The sequence below is a fragment of the Nocardioides sp. LHG3406-4 genome, assembly GCF_049897745.1.
GTDB lineage: Bacteria > Actinomycetota > Actinomycetes > Propionibacteriales > Nocardioidaceae > Nocardioides.
On sequence record NZ_JAFCWV010000001.1, the window covers coordinates 836253 to 850802 of the forward strand.

The 14550-nt window shown below is 71.8% G+C and carries 14 protein-coding genes; 2 read left to right on the plus strand and 12 right to left on the minus strand.

Annotation, left to right across the window (positions count from 1 at the left end):
* Positions 1–9 precede the first annotated feature (9 nt).
* From ACP7BP_RS04090 to dacB, 10 genes are all read right to left on the minus strand, one after another.
* Positions 10–513 (minus strand): DUF3180 domain-containing protein, encoded by a 504-nt coding sequence (locus ACP7BP_RS04090; protein ID WP_426242745.1) that lies wholly within the window; start codon positions 511–513, stop codon positions 10–12.
* 4 nt (positions 514–517) lie between these two features.
* Positions 518–1087 (minus strand): 2-amino-4-hydroxy-6-hydroxymethyldihydropteridine diphosphokinase, encoded by a 570-nt coding sequence (gene folK / locus ACP7BP_RS04095; RefSeq protein WP_426242747.1) that lies wholly within the window; start codon positions 1085–1087, stop codon positions 518–520.
* Positions 1084–1467, minus strand: coding sequence for a dihydroneopterin aldolase (gene folB, locus ACP7BP_RS04100; protein WP_426242748.1), 384 nt, complete (start codon positions 1465–1467; stop codon positions 1084–1086). Before folB ends, folK begins: the two co-directional genes overlap by 4 nt.
* Positions 1457–2266, minus strand: coding sequence for a dihydropteroate synthase (folP, locus tag ACP7BP_RS04105; RefSeq protein WP_426243382.1), 810 nt, complete (start codon positions 2264–2266; stop codon positions 1457–1459). The genes folB and folP overlap by 11 nt, the downstream gene beginning before the upstream one ends.
* 38 nt (positions 2267–2304) lie before the next feature.
* A complete protein-coding gene (folE, locus tag ACP7BP_RS04110; RefSeq protein WP_426242750.1) occupies positions 2305–2922 on the minus strand; it encodes a GTP cyclohydrolase I FolE in 618 nt (205 codons plus the stop codon).
* Positions 2922–4988 (minus strand): ATP-dependent zinc metalloprotease FtsH, encoded by a 2067-nt coding sequence (gene ftsH, locus ACP7BP_RS04115; protein WP_426242752.1) that lies wholly within the window; start codon positions 4986–4988, stop codon positions 2922–2924. The genes folE and ftsH overlap by 1 nt, the downstream gene beginning before the upstream one ends.
* A gap of 109 nt (positions 4989–5097) precedes the next feature.
* Positions 5098–5649, minus strand: a complete 552-nt coding sequence (hpt, locus tag ACP7BP_RS04120; protein ID WP_426242754.1) for a hypoxanthine phosphoribosyltransferase — start codon at positions 5647–5649, stop codon at positions 5098–5100.
* 27 nt (positions 5650–5676) lie between these two features.
* Positions 5677–6672, minus strand: a complete 996-nt coding sequence (gene tilS / locus ACP7BP_RS04125; protein ID WP_426242755.1) for a tRNA lysidine(34) synthetase TilS — start codon at positions 6670–6672, stop codon at positions 5677–5679.
* The gene (locus ACP7BP_RS04130) at positions 6669–7703 is read right to left on the minus strand and encodes a zinc-dependent metalloprotease (protein ID WP_426242756.1); all 1035 of its coding nucleotides are present in this window, start codon (positions 7701–7703) and stop codon (positions 6669–6671) included. Before ACP7BP_RS04130 ends, tilS begins: the two co-directional genes overlap by 4 nt.
* Before the next feature lie 10 nt (positions 7704–7713).
* On the minus strand, positions 7714–9186 hold the full coding sequence (gene dacB / locus ACP7BP_RS04135) for a D-alanyl-D-alanine carboxypeptidase/D-alanyl-D-alanine endopeptidase (protein WP_426242758.1): 1473 nt from the start codon (positions 9184–9186) through the stop codon (positions 7714–7716).
* A gap of 111 nt (positions 9187–9297) precedes the next feature.
* Between dacB and ACP7BP_RS04140 the strand changes: the two genes are divergently transcribed.
* Positions 9298–9858, plus strand: coding sequence for an inorganic diphosphatase (locus tag ACP7BP_RS04140; protein ID WP_426242760.1), 561 nt, complete (start codon positions 9298–9300; stop codon positions 9856–9858).
* A 6-nt stretch (positions 9859–9864) separates the two neighbouring features.
* On the opposite strand, the gene ACP7BP_RS04145 is transcribed toward ACP7BP_RS04140, so the two are convergent.
* A complete protein-coding gene (locus ACP7BP_RS04145) occupies positions 9865–11916 on the minus strand; it encodes an acyl-CoA dehydrogenase (RefSeq protein ID WP_426242762.1) in 2052 nt (683 codons plus the stop codon).
* 75 nt (positions 11917–11991) lie between these two features.
* Between ACP7BP_RS04145 and ACP7BP_RS04150 the strand changes: the two genes are divergently transcribed.
* The gene (locus ACP7BP_RS04150) at positions 11992–12861 is read left to right on the plus strand and encodes a sulfotransferase (RefSeq protein WP_426242764.1); all 870 of its coding nucleotides are present in this window, start codon (positions 11992–11994) and stop codon (positions 12859–12861) included.
* Positions 12862–12939: 78 nt separating this feature from the next.
* Here ACP7BP_RS04150 and ACP7BP_RS04155 read toward each other — a convergent pair whose 3' ends face one another.
* Positions 12940–14400 (minus strand): C40 family peptidase, encoded by a 1461-nt coding sequence (locus tag ACP7BP_RS04155; protein ID WP_426242766.1) that lies wholly within the window; start codon positions 14398–14400, stop codon positions 12940–12942.
* Between the last annotated feature and the right edge of the window lie 150 nt (positions 14401–14550).

Here is a 14550-nt window from a genome sequence, read left to right on the forward strand (position 1 = left end):
AAGAGCAGGTTAGGGCGCGTCGTCGCTGGAACGGACGCGACACGCACGCTCGAGCAGTACGGCGGCCGCTGCGGTCGCCACGCCGCCCAGCGCCGCCACCGCCGACATGAGCACCCGGTCACCCGCCAGCTCGGCTTCACTGCCGACCCAGGAGACGGCGTACCCGGCGTAGCCGCCCGCCACCAGGGCGCCCACCAGCGCACAGGCCCGGGCGAGCACCAGCCGGTTGACCGCCTGCTGCGGCTCGAGCCGCTCACGGCGTACGTGCACGGCCCGCCAGGTCAGCCACGCGGTGCCGCCGAGGATGGCAGCGACGAAGTAGAGCACGAGTCCCTGCAGCAGGGTGAGCGTCGGTGCGGTGCCGGTGACCCGCTCCGCGACCGGGTGCCACAGGCGCCCGATCACGAGCCCGACGACGGCCCAGGCGGCGAGCGTCGACCAGCGGGTCGGGGCGAGATGGCGCCGGTCGTCCGGCCCGGACGGATCCCGTCCGGCAGGCGGCGCACCCGTCATGGGGTCACTGGACCTCGAGGATCAGGTCTTCACGCTTGGTGATGCCCGAGGTGTCGGCCTTGGCGAGCAGCTCCTCGACGAGCCCCGCACCCGGGATCTCGGCGTCGGGCTCGAGGTCGTACCACGGCTGGAGCACGAACGCGCGCTCGTGGGCGCGCGGGTGCGGCAGCCGCAGGAAGTCGTCGTCGGCGCGGCGGTCGCCCACCACGACCAGATCCACGTCGAGGGTGCGCGGGGCGTTGCGGACCTCGCTGCGCTCGCGGTCGAACGCGTCCTCGACGGCCAGCGCACGCTCCATCAGGCGGGCCGCCGGCAACGTGGTGTCCAGCAGCAGCACGGCGTTGAGATAGGGACTCGCGCCGTCGGGCGAGTCGACGGGGGCGGTCTCGTAGACAGGCGAGACACCAGTGAGCCAGACGTCCGGCGTGTCGGCCAGCGCGTCGACGGCGCCCTGCAGGGCGGCCATCCGCTCGCCGAGGTTGGAGCCCAGGGCGATGACGACCCGACGGATCGGGTGCATCTCGCCGGTGAGCGCCTCCGCCTCGGCGATGTACGGGTTGGGGGTCTCAGTCACTGCTCGGACCTCGCGTTCCTGGTGATCGTCAGCGCCACGTCCCGAAACGTGGCGTCAATCGGGGCCTGCGGCTTGTGGACCGTCACCCGGGCCCATTGAACACGAGCGTCCAAGAGGCAGACGTCCGCGATCCGCTGGGCCAGAGTCTCGATCAGGTCGACCGGGTCGTGCTCTACGGCGACCTTGACCGCGGCCACGACACTTCCGTAGTCGACGGTGTCGTGCAAGCCGTCGGAGACCGCTGCGGGCCTGGTGTCGACTCCGAGTGTCAGATCAATCACAAACGTTTGGCCCTCGCGCCTCTCGAACTCGAAGACGCCGTGGTGTCCCCGGCACTCGATGCCTAGCACGCTGAGCTCGTCCAGTGGCTCACCGGTCATGGGTGGCTCCTTCCATCGCCTGCCACACGGCAAGTGCGTCGCGGGTGGCACGGACGTCGTGCACGCGCAGGCCCCACACCCCACGCTGGGCCAGCAGCACGCCGAGCGCGGTGCTGGCGGCCTCCCGACCGTCCACCGGGCGGGGGGTGCCGTCGGGCGCGGCGAGCAGGGTGCCGAGGAACGACTTGCGGCTCGCCCCGACCAGCAGCGGGAAGCCGAGCTCGGCAAGCGCGTCGAGGCCGCGCAGCAGCTGCCAGTTCTGGGCACCCTGCTTGGCGAAGCCGAGGCCCGGGTCGAGCACGATCCTGGCCGGGTCGATGCCGGCCGCCGACATGGCTGCGAGGCGGGCCGACAGCTCGGCCCGGACGCCGGCGACCACGCCGTCGTCGTACGTCGTGAACTCACCCATGTGGTCGGCGTGCGCGCGCCAGTGCATCGCGATGTAGGTCGCGGCGCGGGCGGCGACCAGGTCGAGCATGGCCGGGTCGGCGAGCCCGCCCGAGACGTCGTTGACGATGGTGGCGCCGGCGTCGAGCGCGGCGGCGGCGACGTCGGCGCGCATCGTGTCGACGCTGACGACCGCGCCGGCCTCAGCGAGGGCTCCGATGACCGGGACCACCCGGGCCAGCTCCTCCTCGACCAGGGGGCGGGTCGCGCCGGGCCTGGTGGACTCGCCGCCGATGTCGAGGATGTCGGCGCCGGCAGCGTGGAGGGCCAGGCCGTGGTCGATGGCCGCGCCGGCCTCGAGGAAGCGCCCGCCGTCGGAGAACGAGTCGGGCGTGACGTTGACGACGCCCATCACCCGCGGCCGCCCGAGCGCGGGGCCGATGGGCTCGGTCACCTGGTCCCGGACCTCATGAGCATCATCGCCTCGGCCCGGGTGGCGGCGTTGTGCATGATGCCGCGGACCGCGGAGGTGATGGTGCGGGCGCCGGCCTTCTTGACCCCGCGCATCGTCATGCACAGGTGCTCCGCCTCGATGACGACGATGACCCCGCGCGCCTCGAGCAGCTCCATCATGGCGTCGGCGACCTGGGTGGTCAGCCGCTCCTGCACCTGCGGTCGCTTGGCGTAGACGTCGACGAGCCGGGCGAGCTTGGAGAGGCCGGTGATCTTGCCGGTCTCGGAAGGGATGTAGCCGACGTGCGCGACGCCGGTGAAGGGCACCAGGTGGTGCTCGCACATCGACCACAGCTCGATGTCGCGCACCAGCACCATCTCGTCGTGGCCGAGGTCGAAGGTCGTGGTCAGGACGTCCTCGGGCGCCATCCGCATCCCGCTCGTCAGCTCGGCGTACGCCTTGGCCACCCGCGCCGGGGTCTCGCGCAGCCCCTCGCGCTCGGGGTTCTCACCGATGGCGGCCAGCAGCTCGCGTACGGCGGCCTCGGCACGCGAGTAGTCGAACTCTGGGACGTCGCGCGGATCCCGATCGGGGTACATGACCGGGTCCGTCATCAGGCCGGGCCCTGCCCCGGTGGCACCGGAGGGGTCGTGTCGCCGGTCGCGCCGGGCACGCCACCGTGGACGTCGCCGCCGGCGCCCGGCGGCGTGAGGATCACGCCGCCCTCGGGCTCCTCGGGAGCGACGCCGTTGGCCACCCGGTCGCGGATCTCCTGCGGGATCTCGATGGGGGGGATCGCCGAGGGGTTGCGGTCGGGCGAGCCGGTCCAGGCGGGGCGCAGGGCACGGCGGCGCAGCGGCTCGAAGACCGCCGCGATCTGCGCCTTGTCGAGGGTCTCCTTGTCGAGGAGCTCGAGCACCAGGTCGTCGAGGACGTCGCGGTTCTCCTCGAGGATGTCGAAGGCCTCCTGGTGGGCGGTGGCCAGCAGCTTCTTGGTCTCCTCGTCGACCTTGGCGGCGACGTCCTCGGAGTAGTTGCGCTGGTGGCCCAGGTCGCGGCCGAGGAACGGCTCGGAGTTGGAGTCGCCGAGCTTGATGGCGCCGAGCCGCTCGGTCATGCCGTACTGGGTGACCATCGCGCGAGCCAGGTTGGTCGCCTTGTCGATGTCGTCGCCGGCACCGGTGGTCGGGTCGTGGAAGACCATCTCCTCGGCGGCCCGGCCGCCGAGCATGTAGGCGAGCTTGTCCAGCAGCTCCGAGCGCGTCTGGCTGTACTTGTCCTCGTCGGGCAGCACCATCGTGTAGCCCAGGGCCCGGCCGCGCGGCAGGATCGTCACCTTGTGCACGGGGTCGTTGCCGGGCAGGGCGGCGGCGACCAGCGCGTGCCCGCCCTCGTGGTAGGCCGTGACGAGCTTCTCCTTCTCGCTCATCAGGCGGGTACGACGCTGCGGGCCGGCGATCACGCGGTCGATCGCCTCGTCGAGCGACTCGTTGGTGATGAGCTTCTGGTCGTTGCGCGCCGTGAGCAGCGCCGCCTCGTTGAGCACGTTGGCGAGGTCGGCGCCGGTGAAGCCGGGAGTACGGCGGGCGACGCTCTTCAGGTCGATGTCGGAGGCCATCGGCTTCCCGCGCGAGTGGACGCGCAGGATCTGGTGGCGGCCGTTGAGGTCGGGGGCGTCGACCTGGATCTGCCGGTCGAAGCGGCCGGGACGCAGCAGGGCCGGGTCGAGGACGTCGGGCCGGTTGGTCGCCGCGATCAGGATCACGCCGCCGCGGACGTCGAAGCCGTCCATCTCGACCAGCAGCTGGTTGAGGGTCTGCTCCCGCTCGTCGTGGCCGCCGCCCATGCCGGCACCGCGGTGGCGCCCGACGGCGTCGATCTCGTCGATGAAGACGATGGCCGGGGCGTTCTCCTTGGCCTGCTCGAACAGGTCGCGCACGCGAGAGGCGCCGACGCCGACGAACATCTCGACGAAGTCGGATCCGGAGATGGAGTAGAACGGCACGCCCGCCTCGCCGGCGACCGCGCGGGCAAGCAGGGTCTTGCCGGTGCCGGGCGGACCGTAGAGCAGCACGCCCTTGGGGATCTTGGCGCCGACGGCCTGGAACTTCGCCGGCTCCTGGAGGAACTCCTTGATCTCGCCGAGCTCCTCGATGGCCTCTTCACAGCCGGCGACGTCGGTGAACGTCGACTTCGGCATGTCCTTGCTGATCAGCTTGGCCTTGGACTTCCCGAACTGCATGACGCCGCGTCCGCCACCGCCCTGGACCTGGTTCATCAAGAAGACGAACAGCAAGATGATCAGGGCGAAGGGCAGCAGGGTGGCCAGGATCGAGCCGATCAGGCTCGGCTTGGGGACCTCGGTCGTGTACTTCTCGATCTTGCCGGCGGCCACCTGCTCGCTGACGGCCTGCTCGATCTCGTCCTGGGTCTCACTGAGCCAGAACGTCGACACCTTGTCGGAGCCGTCGCGCACGCCACTGTCGAGGGTCGCCTTGATCTCCTGGTCGCCGTCGACGAAGGTCAGCTCCTTGACCTGGCCCGCGGCGATGTAGTCGTTCATCTTCGACGTCGTGATCTCGTCGTACCCGCCGCTGGGCGCGAGGTACTGGATGGCCAGCAGCACGCCGACGGCGGCCAGCACCATCCACAGCCAGGGACCCTTGAATATGCGCTTCACAGGCTTCTTTCGAGCAGACGAGTGAGGAAGAGATGATGACCGTACCTGTCACCACCCAACCCCATTCTCTCAGGAGGGTGGCTGACAGTGGGAGGCTCGGCCGCGCACGTCACGAGTAGATGTGCGGAGCGAGCGTGCCGATGTCACGCAGGTTGCGGTACTTCTCGCGGTAGTCGAGGCCGTAGCCGACGACGAACTCGTTGGGGATCTCCCAGCCGACGTACTTGGGCTCCACCGGCATGGTGTGCGACTCCGGCTTGCGCAGGAGGGTGGCCACCTCCACACTCGCCGGCCTGCGACTGGTCAGGCTGTTGACCAGCCACGACAGGGTCAGACCGGTGTCGATGATCTCGTCGACGATGAGGACGTGCCGGTCGGTGATGTCGGTGTCGAGGTCCTTGAGGAGCCGGACCACGCCGCTCGACTTGGTGCCGGAGCCGTAGGAGGAGATCGCGATCCAGTCCATCTCGACGTGCCGCGGCAGCGCCCTGGCCAGGTCGGCCATCACCATGACCGCCCCGCGCAGGATGCCGACCATCAGCAGGTCGTGTCCTTCGTAGTCGGCTGCGATGGCCGCGGCCATCTCGCCGAGCCGCTCCTGGATCTGCTCCTCGGTGAAGAGGACGTTGACCAGTTCGTTCTCCACATGGGACGCGTCCATGCGGCGCAGCCTATGTGACTGCCGCACTCATCGCCCGCCGGGCACCGGCTCGAAGACGACGGCGCCGTCGCGGCGTACGGCGCGCAGCGGACCGGGCAGGTCGATCCACTGCTGCCCGCGCCAGCCGGTCACCAGCTCGTCGACGGCCAGGACGTGCTCCCGGAAGAGCTCAGCGTCGATGGCTCCGGCGAGTACGGCGGCCCGGCGGAGCGCGCGGCGCCGGAGGGCGACGTCGGCGCCGGCCAGCGCCGAGAGCGAGACGTGCACGTCGCGGCCGGGCCGGGTCAGCGCGGTCTCGAGCAGTGCGTCGGTGAGCCGGTCGAGGTACTCCATGTCCTCGCGCAGCGCGTCGGCGGTGCGGGCCAGCGCCGCGGCGACGCCCGGGCCGAGCTCCTGCTCGAGCATCGGCAGCACGGTCGTGCGCACCCGGGAGCGGGTGAAGCGCGGGTCGTCGTTGAACGGGTCCTGCCACGGCTCGATGCCCTCGGCCGCGCACGCGGCCTCGGTCTGGGCTCGGGTGACGTCGAGCAGCGGTCGGCGGAAGCGGTCGAAGCCGCGGCGCATCCCCGCGATCGAGCGGCCTCCGGAGCCGCGGGCGAGCCCCATCAGCACGGTCTCGGCCTGGTCGTCGCGGGTGTGCCCGAGCAGCGCGACCGGGGTGTCGAACCGCTCGGCGATCTCCTCGAGCACGGCGTAGCGAGCCTCGCGCGCGGCGGCCTCGACTCCCTGCCCGGCCCCCTCCACGCTCACACGTGCGCCGATCGTCTCGTCCGCCCCGAGGGCGGCCATCTGGCCGACGACCCGCTCGGCCAGCTCCGCGGAGCCCGCCTGGAGCCCGTGGTCGACGGTGGCGCCGAGCACCCGCAGGCCGCGGGCATGCCCCTCGAAGACGGCGGCCGCCAGCAGCGCGAGCGAGTCGGCCCCGCCCGAGCAGGCGACCAGGACGGCCGCCCCCGGGTCGAGCGGGTCGAGCACGGGCCGTACGCCGCGTCGTACGGCCGCGACCGCGGGATCGAGGCTCATCCGAGGACGCGCGCGACCCAGGCGTCCGGGTCGTTGATCTCCGACTTGCCGGGGAGGTTCGCCGGAGCGGCCCAGACTGCGTTGAAGCCTTCCATGCCGACCTTGTCGACGACGCTCCGGACGAAGACGGCGCCATCGCGGTACTGCGCCATCTTGGCGTCGAGGCCGAGCAGTCGGCGCAGCATCCGGTCGAGCGTGCCGACGCCCTGACGGCGCTTGGTGAACTTGGCCCGGATCCGGTCCACCGTCGGGATCACCGAGGGGCCGACACCGTCCATGACCACGTCGGCGTGGCCCTCCAGCAGCGACATCACGCCGGTGACGCGGTCCATGATCGCGCGCTGCTCGGGAGTGCTGAGCAGCTCCACGACGTTGCCGCCGCCGGCGGCCCCGCCGCGCACCGCCTGGGAGACGCGGCGCAGGCCGTCGCCGAGCATGTCGCCGGGCTCGAACGACTCGAGGAGGGCGTTCATCTCGGCGAAGAGGTGGTCGCGCATCCACGGCACGGCCGTGAACTGCACCCGGTGGGTCTCCTCGTGGAGGCAGACCCAGAGCCGGAAGTCGTGGGGGTCGACCGCGAGCTCGCGCTCGACGTGCACGATGTTGGGCGCGACCAGGAGCAACCGGCCGCTCGGGTCGAAGAAGGGGTCGAACTGGCCGAGCACCTTCGTGCCGAGGAAGCCGAGCAGCAGGCCCACCTCCGCCCCGGTGACGCGGGAGCCGATGGCCAGCGACAGGCCCGAGGGCGGGCCCTTCTTGCTCGACAGCTTCTCCGACAGCGGGCCGATGATCGTGGCGAAGCCGTCGGCGTTCGCCTGCACCCACCCACGCCGGTCGACCACCAGCACCGGTGCGGTGCGCTCGTCGGCCACGAGACCGGTGAACTCGCGGACCAGGGGGCTGGACTTCTCCGCGCCCTCCCTCAGCTCGGCGACGACGGACGCCGCCGCGCCCGGCGCGATGTCGGGGCCGTCGCCTGCGACCTTCGCGCCGAGTGTCACCGCCAAGTCCCAGTCGACCATGTTGCTCATGCGAGCGAGGCTAGCCGGTGGCGCCCACGGGCGGTCCGGCCGAGCAGTGGCACGCGGCGAGCGCGGCGGCGACCTCGTCGAGGGCGACCCGCGCCGCCAGGCTCTTGTCGGCCTTCACCCGGTCGGCGGCCAGCACGAAGCTCATCGCGTTCCCGTCGAGATCGGTGACCACCCCGGCGAGCGAGTGCACACCGGTGAGGGTGCCGGTCTTGGCGCGCACCCGGCCCCGCCCCTCGGGTGCTCCCTTGTCGAACCGGTAGGTGAGGCTGCCGGTGAAGCCCGCCACCGGAAGACCCTCGATCACCGCGCGCAGCCCGGGCTGCTCCGGCGAGGCGGCGACCCGCAGCACGTGGTCGAGGGTCGCCACCGTGACGCGGTTGCGTCGCGAGAGCCCGCTGCCGTCGTACACCTGGTCACCGCTCGTGTCGATGCCCAGGCCCGTCAGGGACTGGAGCACGCCGGCGGCCCCGGCCTCGAAGGAGCCGACTCCCGAGACGGCCAGGCCCACCTGGTGGGCGAGCACCTCGGCCGCCTCGTTGTCGCTGACGTCGAGGATGCGCTGCACGATCGCCGACAGCGGTGCGGAGGTGACCGCGCCCAGCTCGACGGCCCCGTCGCCGGCGACGCCGGGCTCGGGCGCACCGATCACCTTCACGCCTTCTGCAGCGAGGGCCGCGGCGAAGACGTCGGCGGCGGTCCGGGCGGGGTCGGCCACCCGGCCGTAGCCACTGGGGTCGCGGCCCTCGTCGACCCACAGGGCCGTGATCGGCGACACGATGCCCTCGGGCACGTAGCCCGGCTCCCAGGCCGGGTTGTCGGCCGGCCCGGTGAACAGCGAGCTGTCATAGGTCAGCCGGACCTTCTTCGTCGTCAGGGCCGACGCGACCTGGTGGACGAGGGTAATCACGTCGGCACGCGACGGGTACGTCTTCGACGCCGGCGGCTTGCTCGCGAGGAAGGGGTCGCCGCCACCCACGAGCACGATGTCGTGCGGCCCGGCGCCCGCCACGACCCGCGTCGAGAACGTGGCGTCCGGCCCGTAGGCGGCGAGCGCCGCGGTGGTGGTGAGCAGCTTGGTGATCGAGGCGGGGGTGACCGCCCCGGTGCCGGCGCTGAACACGGGCTGCCCCCCGGCCAGGTCGCTGACGAGCGCGACCACGTGCTTGCCGAGGTCCTTGTCGCCGAGCCCTCCGGTCAGGGCCGCGGTCACCTCGGCCGGGTCGACCGCGCTGCCGACGACGGGGAGGGCGACCGGCTCGGGTGCCGGGAGCTCGGGCAGGTCCATCCCCGCCGGTGGGGCGACCGCGGCGGGGTCGGTGTCGGGGTCGGCCCCCCACCCGAGCCGGTCCCCCCAGTCGAGGCGGTACGCCGCCACGGCGGTGCCGACCAGCGCGAGCACCACGAGGGTCGCCAGCCAGTGGGCCCACGCGCCCGGCCCGGCGTACGCCCGACCGGCGGGGTGGTGTCCGTCACGTCGCGCCACCAGCGACCCCTCTCGACTACGTGTGTGGCGCCATTGTGCGCGACACTGAGCCGAGCATCGGGCGCGACCCCGCAGGGCACGTGTGCAGCGGTGCCCCTAATGCCTCAAGCGATGAGACCTGTGGAGGAAGACGTGCTCGAGTTCGACGTACTGGTGGAGATCCCCAAGGGCGAGCGCAACAAGTACGAGGTCGACCACAAGAGCGGACGCATCCGGCTTGACCGGATGCTCTTCACCTCTACGGCCTACCCCGCCGACTACGGCTACATCGAGAACACCCTCGGCCAGGACGGCGACCCCCTGGACGCGCTCGTCATCCTGCAGCAGCCGACCTTCCCGGGCTGCCTGATCGCCTGTCGCGCGATCGGCATGTTCCGGATGACCGACGAGGCCGGCGGCGACGACAAGGTCCTGTGCGTGCCCTCGCACGACCCGCGCCTGGAGCACCTGCGCGACATCAACCACGTCTCGAAGTACGACCGACTCGAGATCCAGCACTTCTTCGAGGTCTACAAGGACCTCGAGCCGGGCAAGTCCGTCGAGGGCGCCGACTGGGTCGGCCGCACTGAGGCCGAGGCCGAGGTCCGCGCGTCGTTCGAGCGCTTCAAGACCGAGGGCCACGGCGACGACGTCGAGAACCTCGCCGACGAGACGCTCGGCGAGGACGCCTGACCCCCGTCAGTCCCCGAGCAGGTCAGGCGAGCGCAGCATCTCGTCGGGCACCGCGAACGCGTCGACCAGGTCGACGGCGAGCGGGCGGACCTTCCGGCAGAGCCGGTTGACCTCGCGGCTGATCGCCTTCGACCGCTGCGTCGTGAGGCGCCCGTGCTCCATGAACCACGCCCGGTCGGCCTCGATCGTCGTCAGCGCGAAGAGGTCGCAGAGCAGGTTGAGCGCCACCAGGTTGTCGACGTCCTGCCCCGCTTCGCCGTCGGCGAGGGTGCGGACCTTCTCGACGAACGCTTCCAGCACCAGCCGCTCCACATGGGCTCGCGCGGCGGCGATGACGTGGTCCTGCACCCGGGAGAACACCTCGCCCGGGTTCAGCCCGTCGTCGACGCCGCGCCTGAGCCGGCGGGCCACGCCGCCGAGCATGTGCTCCTCGCGGAAGCGCAGCATCGCGAGCTGGTAGTCGGCGTCGAAGAGCCCGGCGTCCTGGTCCCAGGTGTCGCCACCGGGCAGCACGTCCTTGACCCTCTCGATCAGCTTGTGGACCGCGGTCCTCTCCAGCACGGTCTCGACCGCGAGGCCTGCGACGAAGCGCACCATCCCGAACTGGTCGAGGTCGGAGAAGTCGCTGCTGTAGTCGGTCAGCAGGCCCTTCGCCACCAGCTGCAGCAGCACGTGGTTGTCGCCCTCGAACGTCGTGAAGACGTCGGTGTCGGCCTTGAGCGCGGCGAAGCGGTTGACGGACAGGTAGCCCGCCCCTCCGCAGGCCTCGCGGCACTCCTGGATCGTGCGGGTGGCGTGCCAGGTGCCCAGCGCCTTGGTGCCGGCGGCGCGCGACTCGAGCTCCCGGCGGGCGTGCTCGTCGCCTGTGACCCCGGAGAACACGTCGTGCAGCTGCCCGGCCACGACCTCCTGCGCGAAGTGGAGGGCGTAGGTGCGGGCCAGCAGGGGCAGCAGGCGGCGCTGGTGCATGCCGTAGTCGAGGAGGAGGTCCTCCATGGGCGGGTCGGTCGCCTCGAACTGCCGACGCCGGGCGGCGTACCTGACGGCGATGGCGAGCGCCACCTTGGCGGCGTTGATGCCCGCGCCGCCGACGCAGACCCGGCCCTGCACGAGGGTGCCCAGCATGGTGAAGAACCGGCGGTTGGGGTTGTCGATCGAGGACTCGTAGCGCCCCTCGGCCGTGACGTCGGCGAAGTGGTTGAGCAGGTTCCCGCGCGGGACGCGCACGCCGTCGAACCACAGCCGGCCGTTGTCGACGCCTTCGAGGCCCATCTTGGCGCCGCAGTCCTCGATGCGCACGCCGGGCGCTGGCGCGCCGTCGACGCGGATGGGTACGACGAACGCGTGCACGCCGCGGCGCTCGCCGTCGACGTCGAGCTGGGCGAAGACGACGGCCAGCTCGGCGTGCCGTGCGGCGTTGCCGATGTAGTCCTTGCGGGCTGCGTCGTCGGGGGTGGTGAGGACGAACTCCTCGGTCGCCGCGTCGTAGGCGGCGACCGTGCCGAGCGCCTGCACGTTGGACCCGTGACCGGTCTCGGTCATCGCGAAGCAGCCCATCAGGCGACCGGTGACGAGGTCGGCGAGGTAGGCGTCGTGGTGGGCCTTCGTGCCCAGCTGGAGGATCGCGCCGCCGAAGAGGCCGAACTGCACGCCGACCTTGACCAGCACGGACAGGTCGCCCAGCCCGAGGGTCTCGAAGGCGGCCACGGACGCGCCGAGGTCGGCACCGCCGCCGTACTCCTCGGGGAAGCCCATGCCGGTCTGGCCGGTGCTCGCCATCTCGACCACGACGTCGCGCACCCGGTCGCGGAAGTCGTCGCGCGACATGGTCTCGGCGTCCTCGAGGATCGAGGCGTGGGTGGCGAGGTTCGCGCGCACGAGAGCCCGCACCTCGGCGTACTTCCCGTCGAGCACCCGGGTCAGCGCCGGGACGTCGATCTCGGGCTGCCGGTAGCCCTTCTCGGCGGGGGTCGTCTCGTCACTGGTCTCCGGCGGCAGGTCGTCGGCGGGCGGGGGTGAGAGCTCGGTGACGGCGTCGGCGCCCGCAGGGGAGGACATGGCGGTCACGGTACTCTCGGCGCGGATCCACGGAGCGACCCCCGAGACCGCCGGGGACGACCTAGGAGGGGACTGGTGAACGACGCGCCGTACGGCCGCCTCGCCTACGACTTCTCCATCGTCGGCTGCCAGAAGTCGGGCACCTCCACGCTCTCGGGCACCATCAGCCAGCACCGCCTGGTCTGCCGGCCGCCCCGCAAGGAGGCGCACTTCTTCAACAACGAGGAGTACGACTGGGCGCACCCCGACTACGAGCGCGACTACACCGCCCCGAAGCGGTCACAGGTGCATGCCATGGTCGGCGACTCGACGCCCGTCTACATCATGTGGCCCGGCGCCCTCGAGCGGATGCACGCCTACAAGCCCGACATGCCGCTCATCGCGGTGTTCCGTGACCCCATCGAGCGGCTGTTCTCGCACTGGACGATGCTCCGCACGCGGCATCCCGACTGGCCCGACTGGTCCGGCTTCATCCACGAGTTCCGGCCCAGCACGCTGCCCGAGTCGATCCCGACCGACGTGTCCGCGATGCGCTACAAGCACCTGTCGGGTGTTGCGCGGGGCTACTACGGGGCGCAGCTCGAGCGCGGGCTCAGCATCTTCCCCCGCGAGCAGTGGCTGCTGCTGGAGTTCCGCGAGCTGCTCGCCGACTACGACCGGACCATCGACCGCGTCACCGACTTCCTGGGGCTGCCTCGCTTCGAGCAGCTGCCCCCGCTGCGCAACCGGTACGCCGGCGCCGCGCTGGTCAGCGGCACCGCTCCGGTCGCGCAGGAGATCGCCGACCTGGCGGAGCTGTACGCCGACGACCTGGCGCTGTTCGCCCAGATCTCGGGCATCGACACCTCGGCCTGGCCGACGAGCCGGATCCTGGCCGGTGAGCTGGAGCCCGGCGAGCTCGCCGACCGCTTCGCGGCCCGGGTCGCGCCGCATCCCGCTGGTTGAGGGACCCCGGTCTCGCCGCTGGTCGAGGTGCGAGGAGCGCCAGCGACGAGCCTCGAGACCGAGGCTCGTCAGCGAACCTCAGGGGCGGGCGAAGAAGTTCGGCGCCCGCCAGGAGTACATGGACTCCTGGACGACGGGCCGGCCGGTGCGGGGTGCGTGGATCATCTGGCCGCCCCCGACGTAGAGGGCGACGTGGTAGATGGACGACGGGTTGCTCGAGGAGCCCCAGAACACCAGGTCGCCGGGCTGCAGCGCGGTCGACGCGATCCGCGTCGAGGCGGAGTACTGCGCGACGCTGTAGTGCGGAAGCGAGACGCCGCCCGCCTGCCAGGCGGCCATCGTCAGGCCGGAGCAGTCCCAGGCGTTCGGCCCGGTGGCACCCCATCTGTAGGGGTCCCCGATCTGGGCGGCGGCGAAGGCGATCGCGGCCGAGGCTCCGGCTGCGGGTGCCGGCGGGGTCGGGGTCGGAGTCGGAGTCGGGGTCGGAGTCGGGGTCGGGGTCGGCGTCGGCGTCGGGGTGGGGGTCGACGTCGGGGGCGGGCTCGGGGGCGGGGTCGGCTTGCCCTTCTTCTTGTCCGCATCCGTCGCGGCGTCCTCGGCGGCCTTCTTCGCCGCGTCGGCAGCAGCCTTCTTCGCCGCGTCGGCAGCAGCCTTCTCAGCGGCCTTCTGGGCCGCCTTCTCAGCCGCCTTTTGGGCAGCCTCCTCAGCGGCGGCCTTCGCGGCCGCCTCGGCGGCCGCCTTCGCGGCTGCCTCCTCGGCGGCCTTCGCCGCGGCCTCGGCGGCGGCCTCCTCCAGCGCGGTCTGCCGCTGCTGGGCCAGGTCGACACTGATGCCCTGCAGCTCCGCGAGCTCGGCGATCAGCTGGGTCTTCTCGGTGGCGATCGCCTGCGACTGAGCCAGTGCGGCATCGGCGGCCGACCGGGCGGCGTCGCGCGCGGCACCGGCCGTCCGCTCCAGCTCGGCCGCGTCGGCCCGGGCCTGGGTGGCCTGGTCGCTGGCGATGTCGGCGAGCGTGGCCGAGGCGCGGAACTGGTCGTAGCGCCCGTCCAGCGCGTCCTCGGCGTTGGCCATCGTGGCGCCGCGCTCGACCACGCCCTGGATGCCGTCGGCGCCGGCCATGGCCGACAGGCCGGTCACGCCGGGGGCCAGCTCGTAGCTGCGGACCAGCGCGTCGCCGTACACGTCGCGCTGGCGTCGTACGTCGGCTCTCGCGGCGTCGGCACGGCGGTCTGCCGCGCGGGCGGCCTTGCGGGCCTCCTCGAGCTGCCACAGGGCGCCGTTGTAGGACTCGGCGGCCACCGCGGCGGCGACCGCTGAGTCGTCGAGGCGCTGGTTGGCGAGCACCAGGTCGGCACGCACGCTGGCGACGTCGCGGGCCTTGTCGCCGGCCATCGCGCGGGCGTCGGCGATGTCCTGCTCGGTGGGCACGGAGCCCCCCGACGTGGAGTCGTCAGCGGCCGACGCCGAGGTGACCCCGCCGACGAGCGCCAGGCTCAGTACGGCGGCGCCGGCGCATGCTCGGACCCTGCTGTGTCGCATGTCTTCCCCTTGTTCGACTCATCGCAGTGCCCCGGCGGACTTCCCAATCCCCCAGGGCACTTCCAGCACGCTAGTGCTCATGAGTCACAAAAGGAACAAAATCCCCAAAATCCCCATCCGTTCACGGCGTGTCGGCTTGACGAACTACAT

Bases quoted from the DNA above. Each gene is read 5' to 3' on its own strand.
- ACP7BP_RS04090 (WP_426242745.1), bottom strand. From the start codon at position 513: ATGACGGGTGCGCCGCCTGCCGGACGGGATCCGTCCGGGCCGGACGAC.
- folB (WP_426242748.1), bottom strand. From the start codon at position 1,467: ATGACCGGTGAGCCACTGGACGAGCTCAGCGTGCTAGGCATCGAGTGC.
- folP (WP_426243382.1), bottom strand. From the start codon at position 2,266: ATGGGCGTCGTCAACGTCACGCCCGACTCGTTCTCCGACGGCGGGCGC.
- folE (WP_426242750.1), bottom strand. From the start codon at position 2,922: ATGACGGACCCGGTCATGTACCCCGATCGGGATCCGCGCGACGTCCCA.
- hpt (WP_426242754.1), bottom strand. From the start codon at position 5,649: ATGGACGCGTCCCATGTGGAGAACGAACTGGTCAACGTCCTCTTCACC.
- tilS (WP_426242755.1), bottom strand. From the start codon at position 6,672: ATGAGCCTCGATCCCGCGGTCGCGGCCGTACGACGCGGCGTACGGCCC.
- ACP7BP_RS04130 (WP_426242756.1), bottom strand. From the start codon at position 7,703: ATGAGCAACATGGTCGACTGGGACTTGGCGGTGACACTCGGCGCGAAG.
- ACP7BP_RS04140 (WP_426242760.1), top strand. From the start codon at position 9,298: ATGAGACCTGTGGAGGAAGACGTGCTCGAGTTCGACGTACTGGTGGAG.
- ACP7BP_RS04145 (WP_426242762.1), bottom strand. From the start codon at position 11,916: ATGTCCTCCCCTGCGGGCGCCGACGCCGTCACCGAGCTCTCACCCCCG.
- ACP7BP_RS04155 (WP_426242766.1), bottom strand. From the start codon at position 14,400: ATGCGACACAGCAGGGTCCGAGCATGCGCCGGCGCCGCCGTACTGAGC.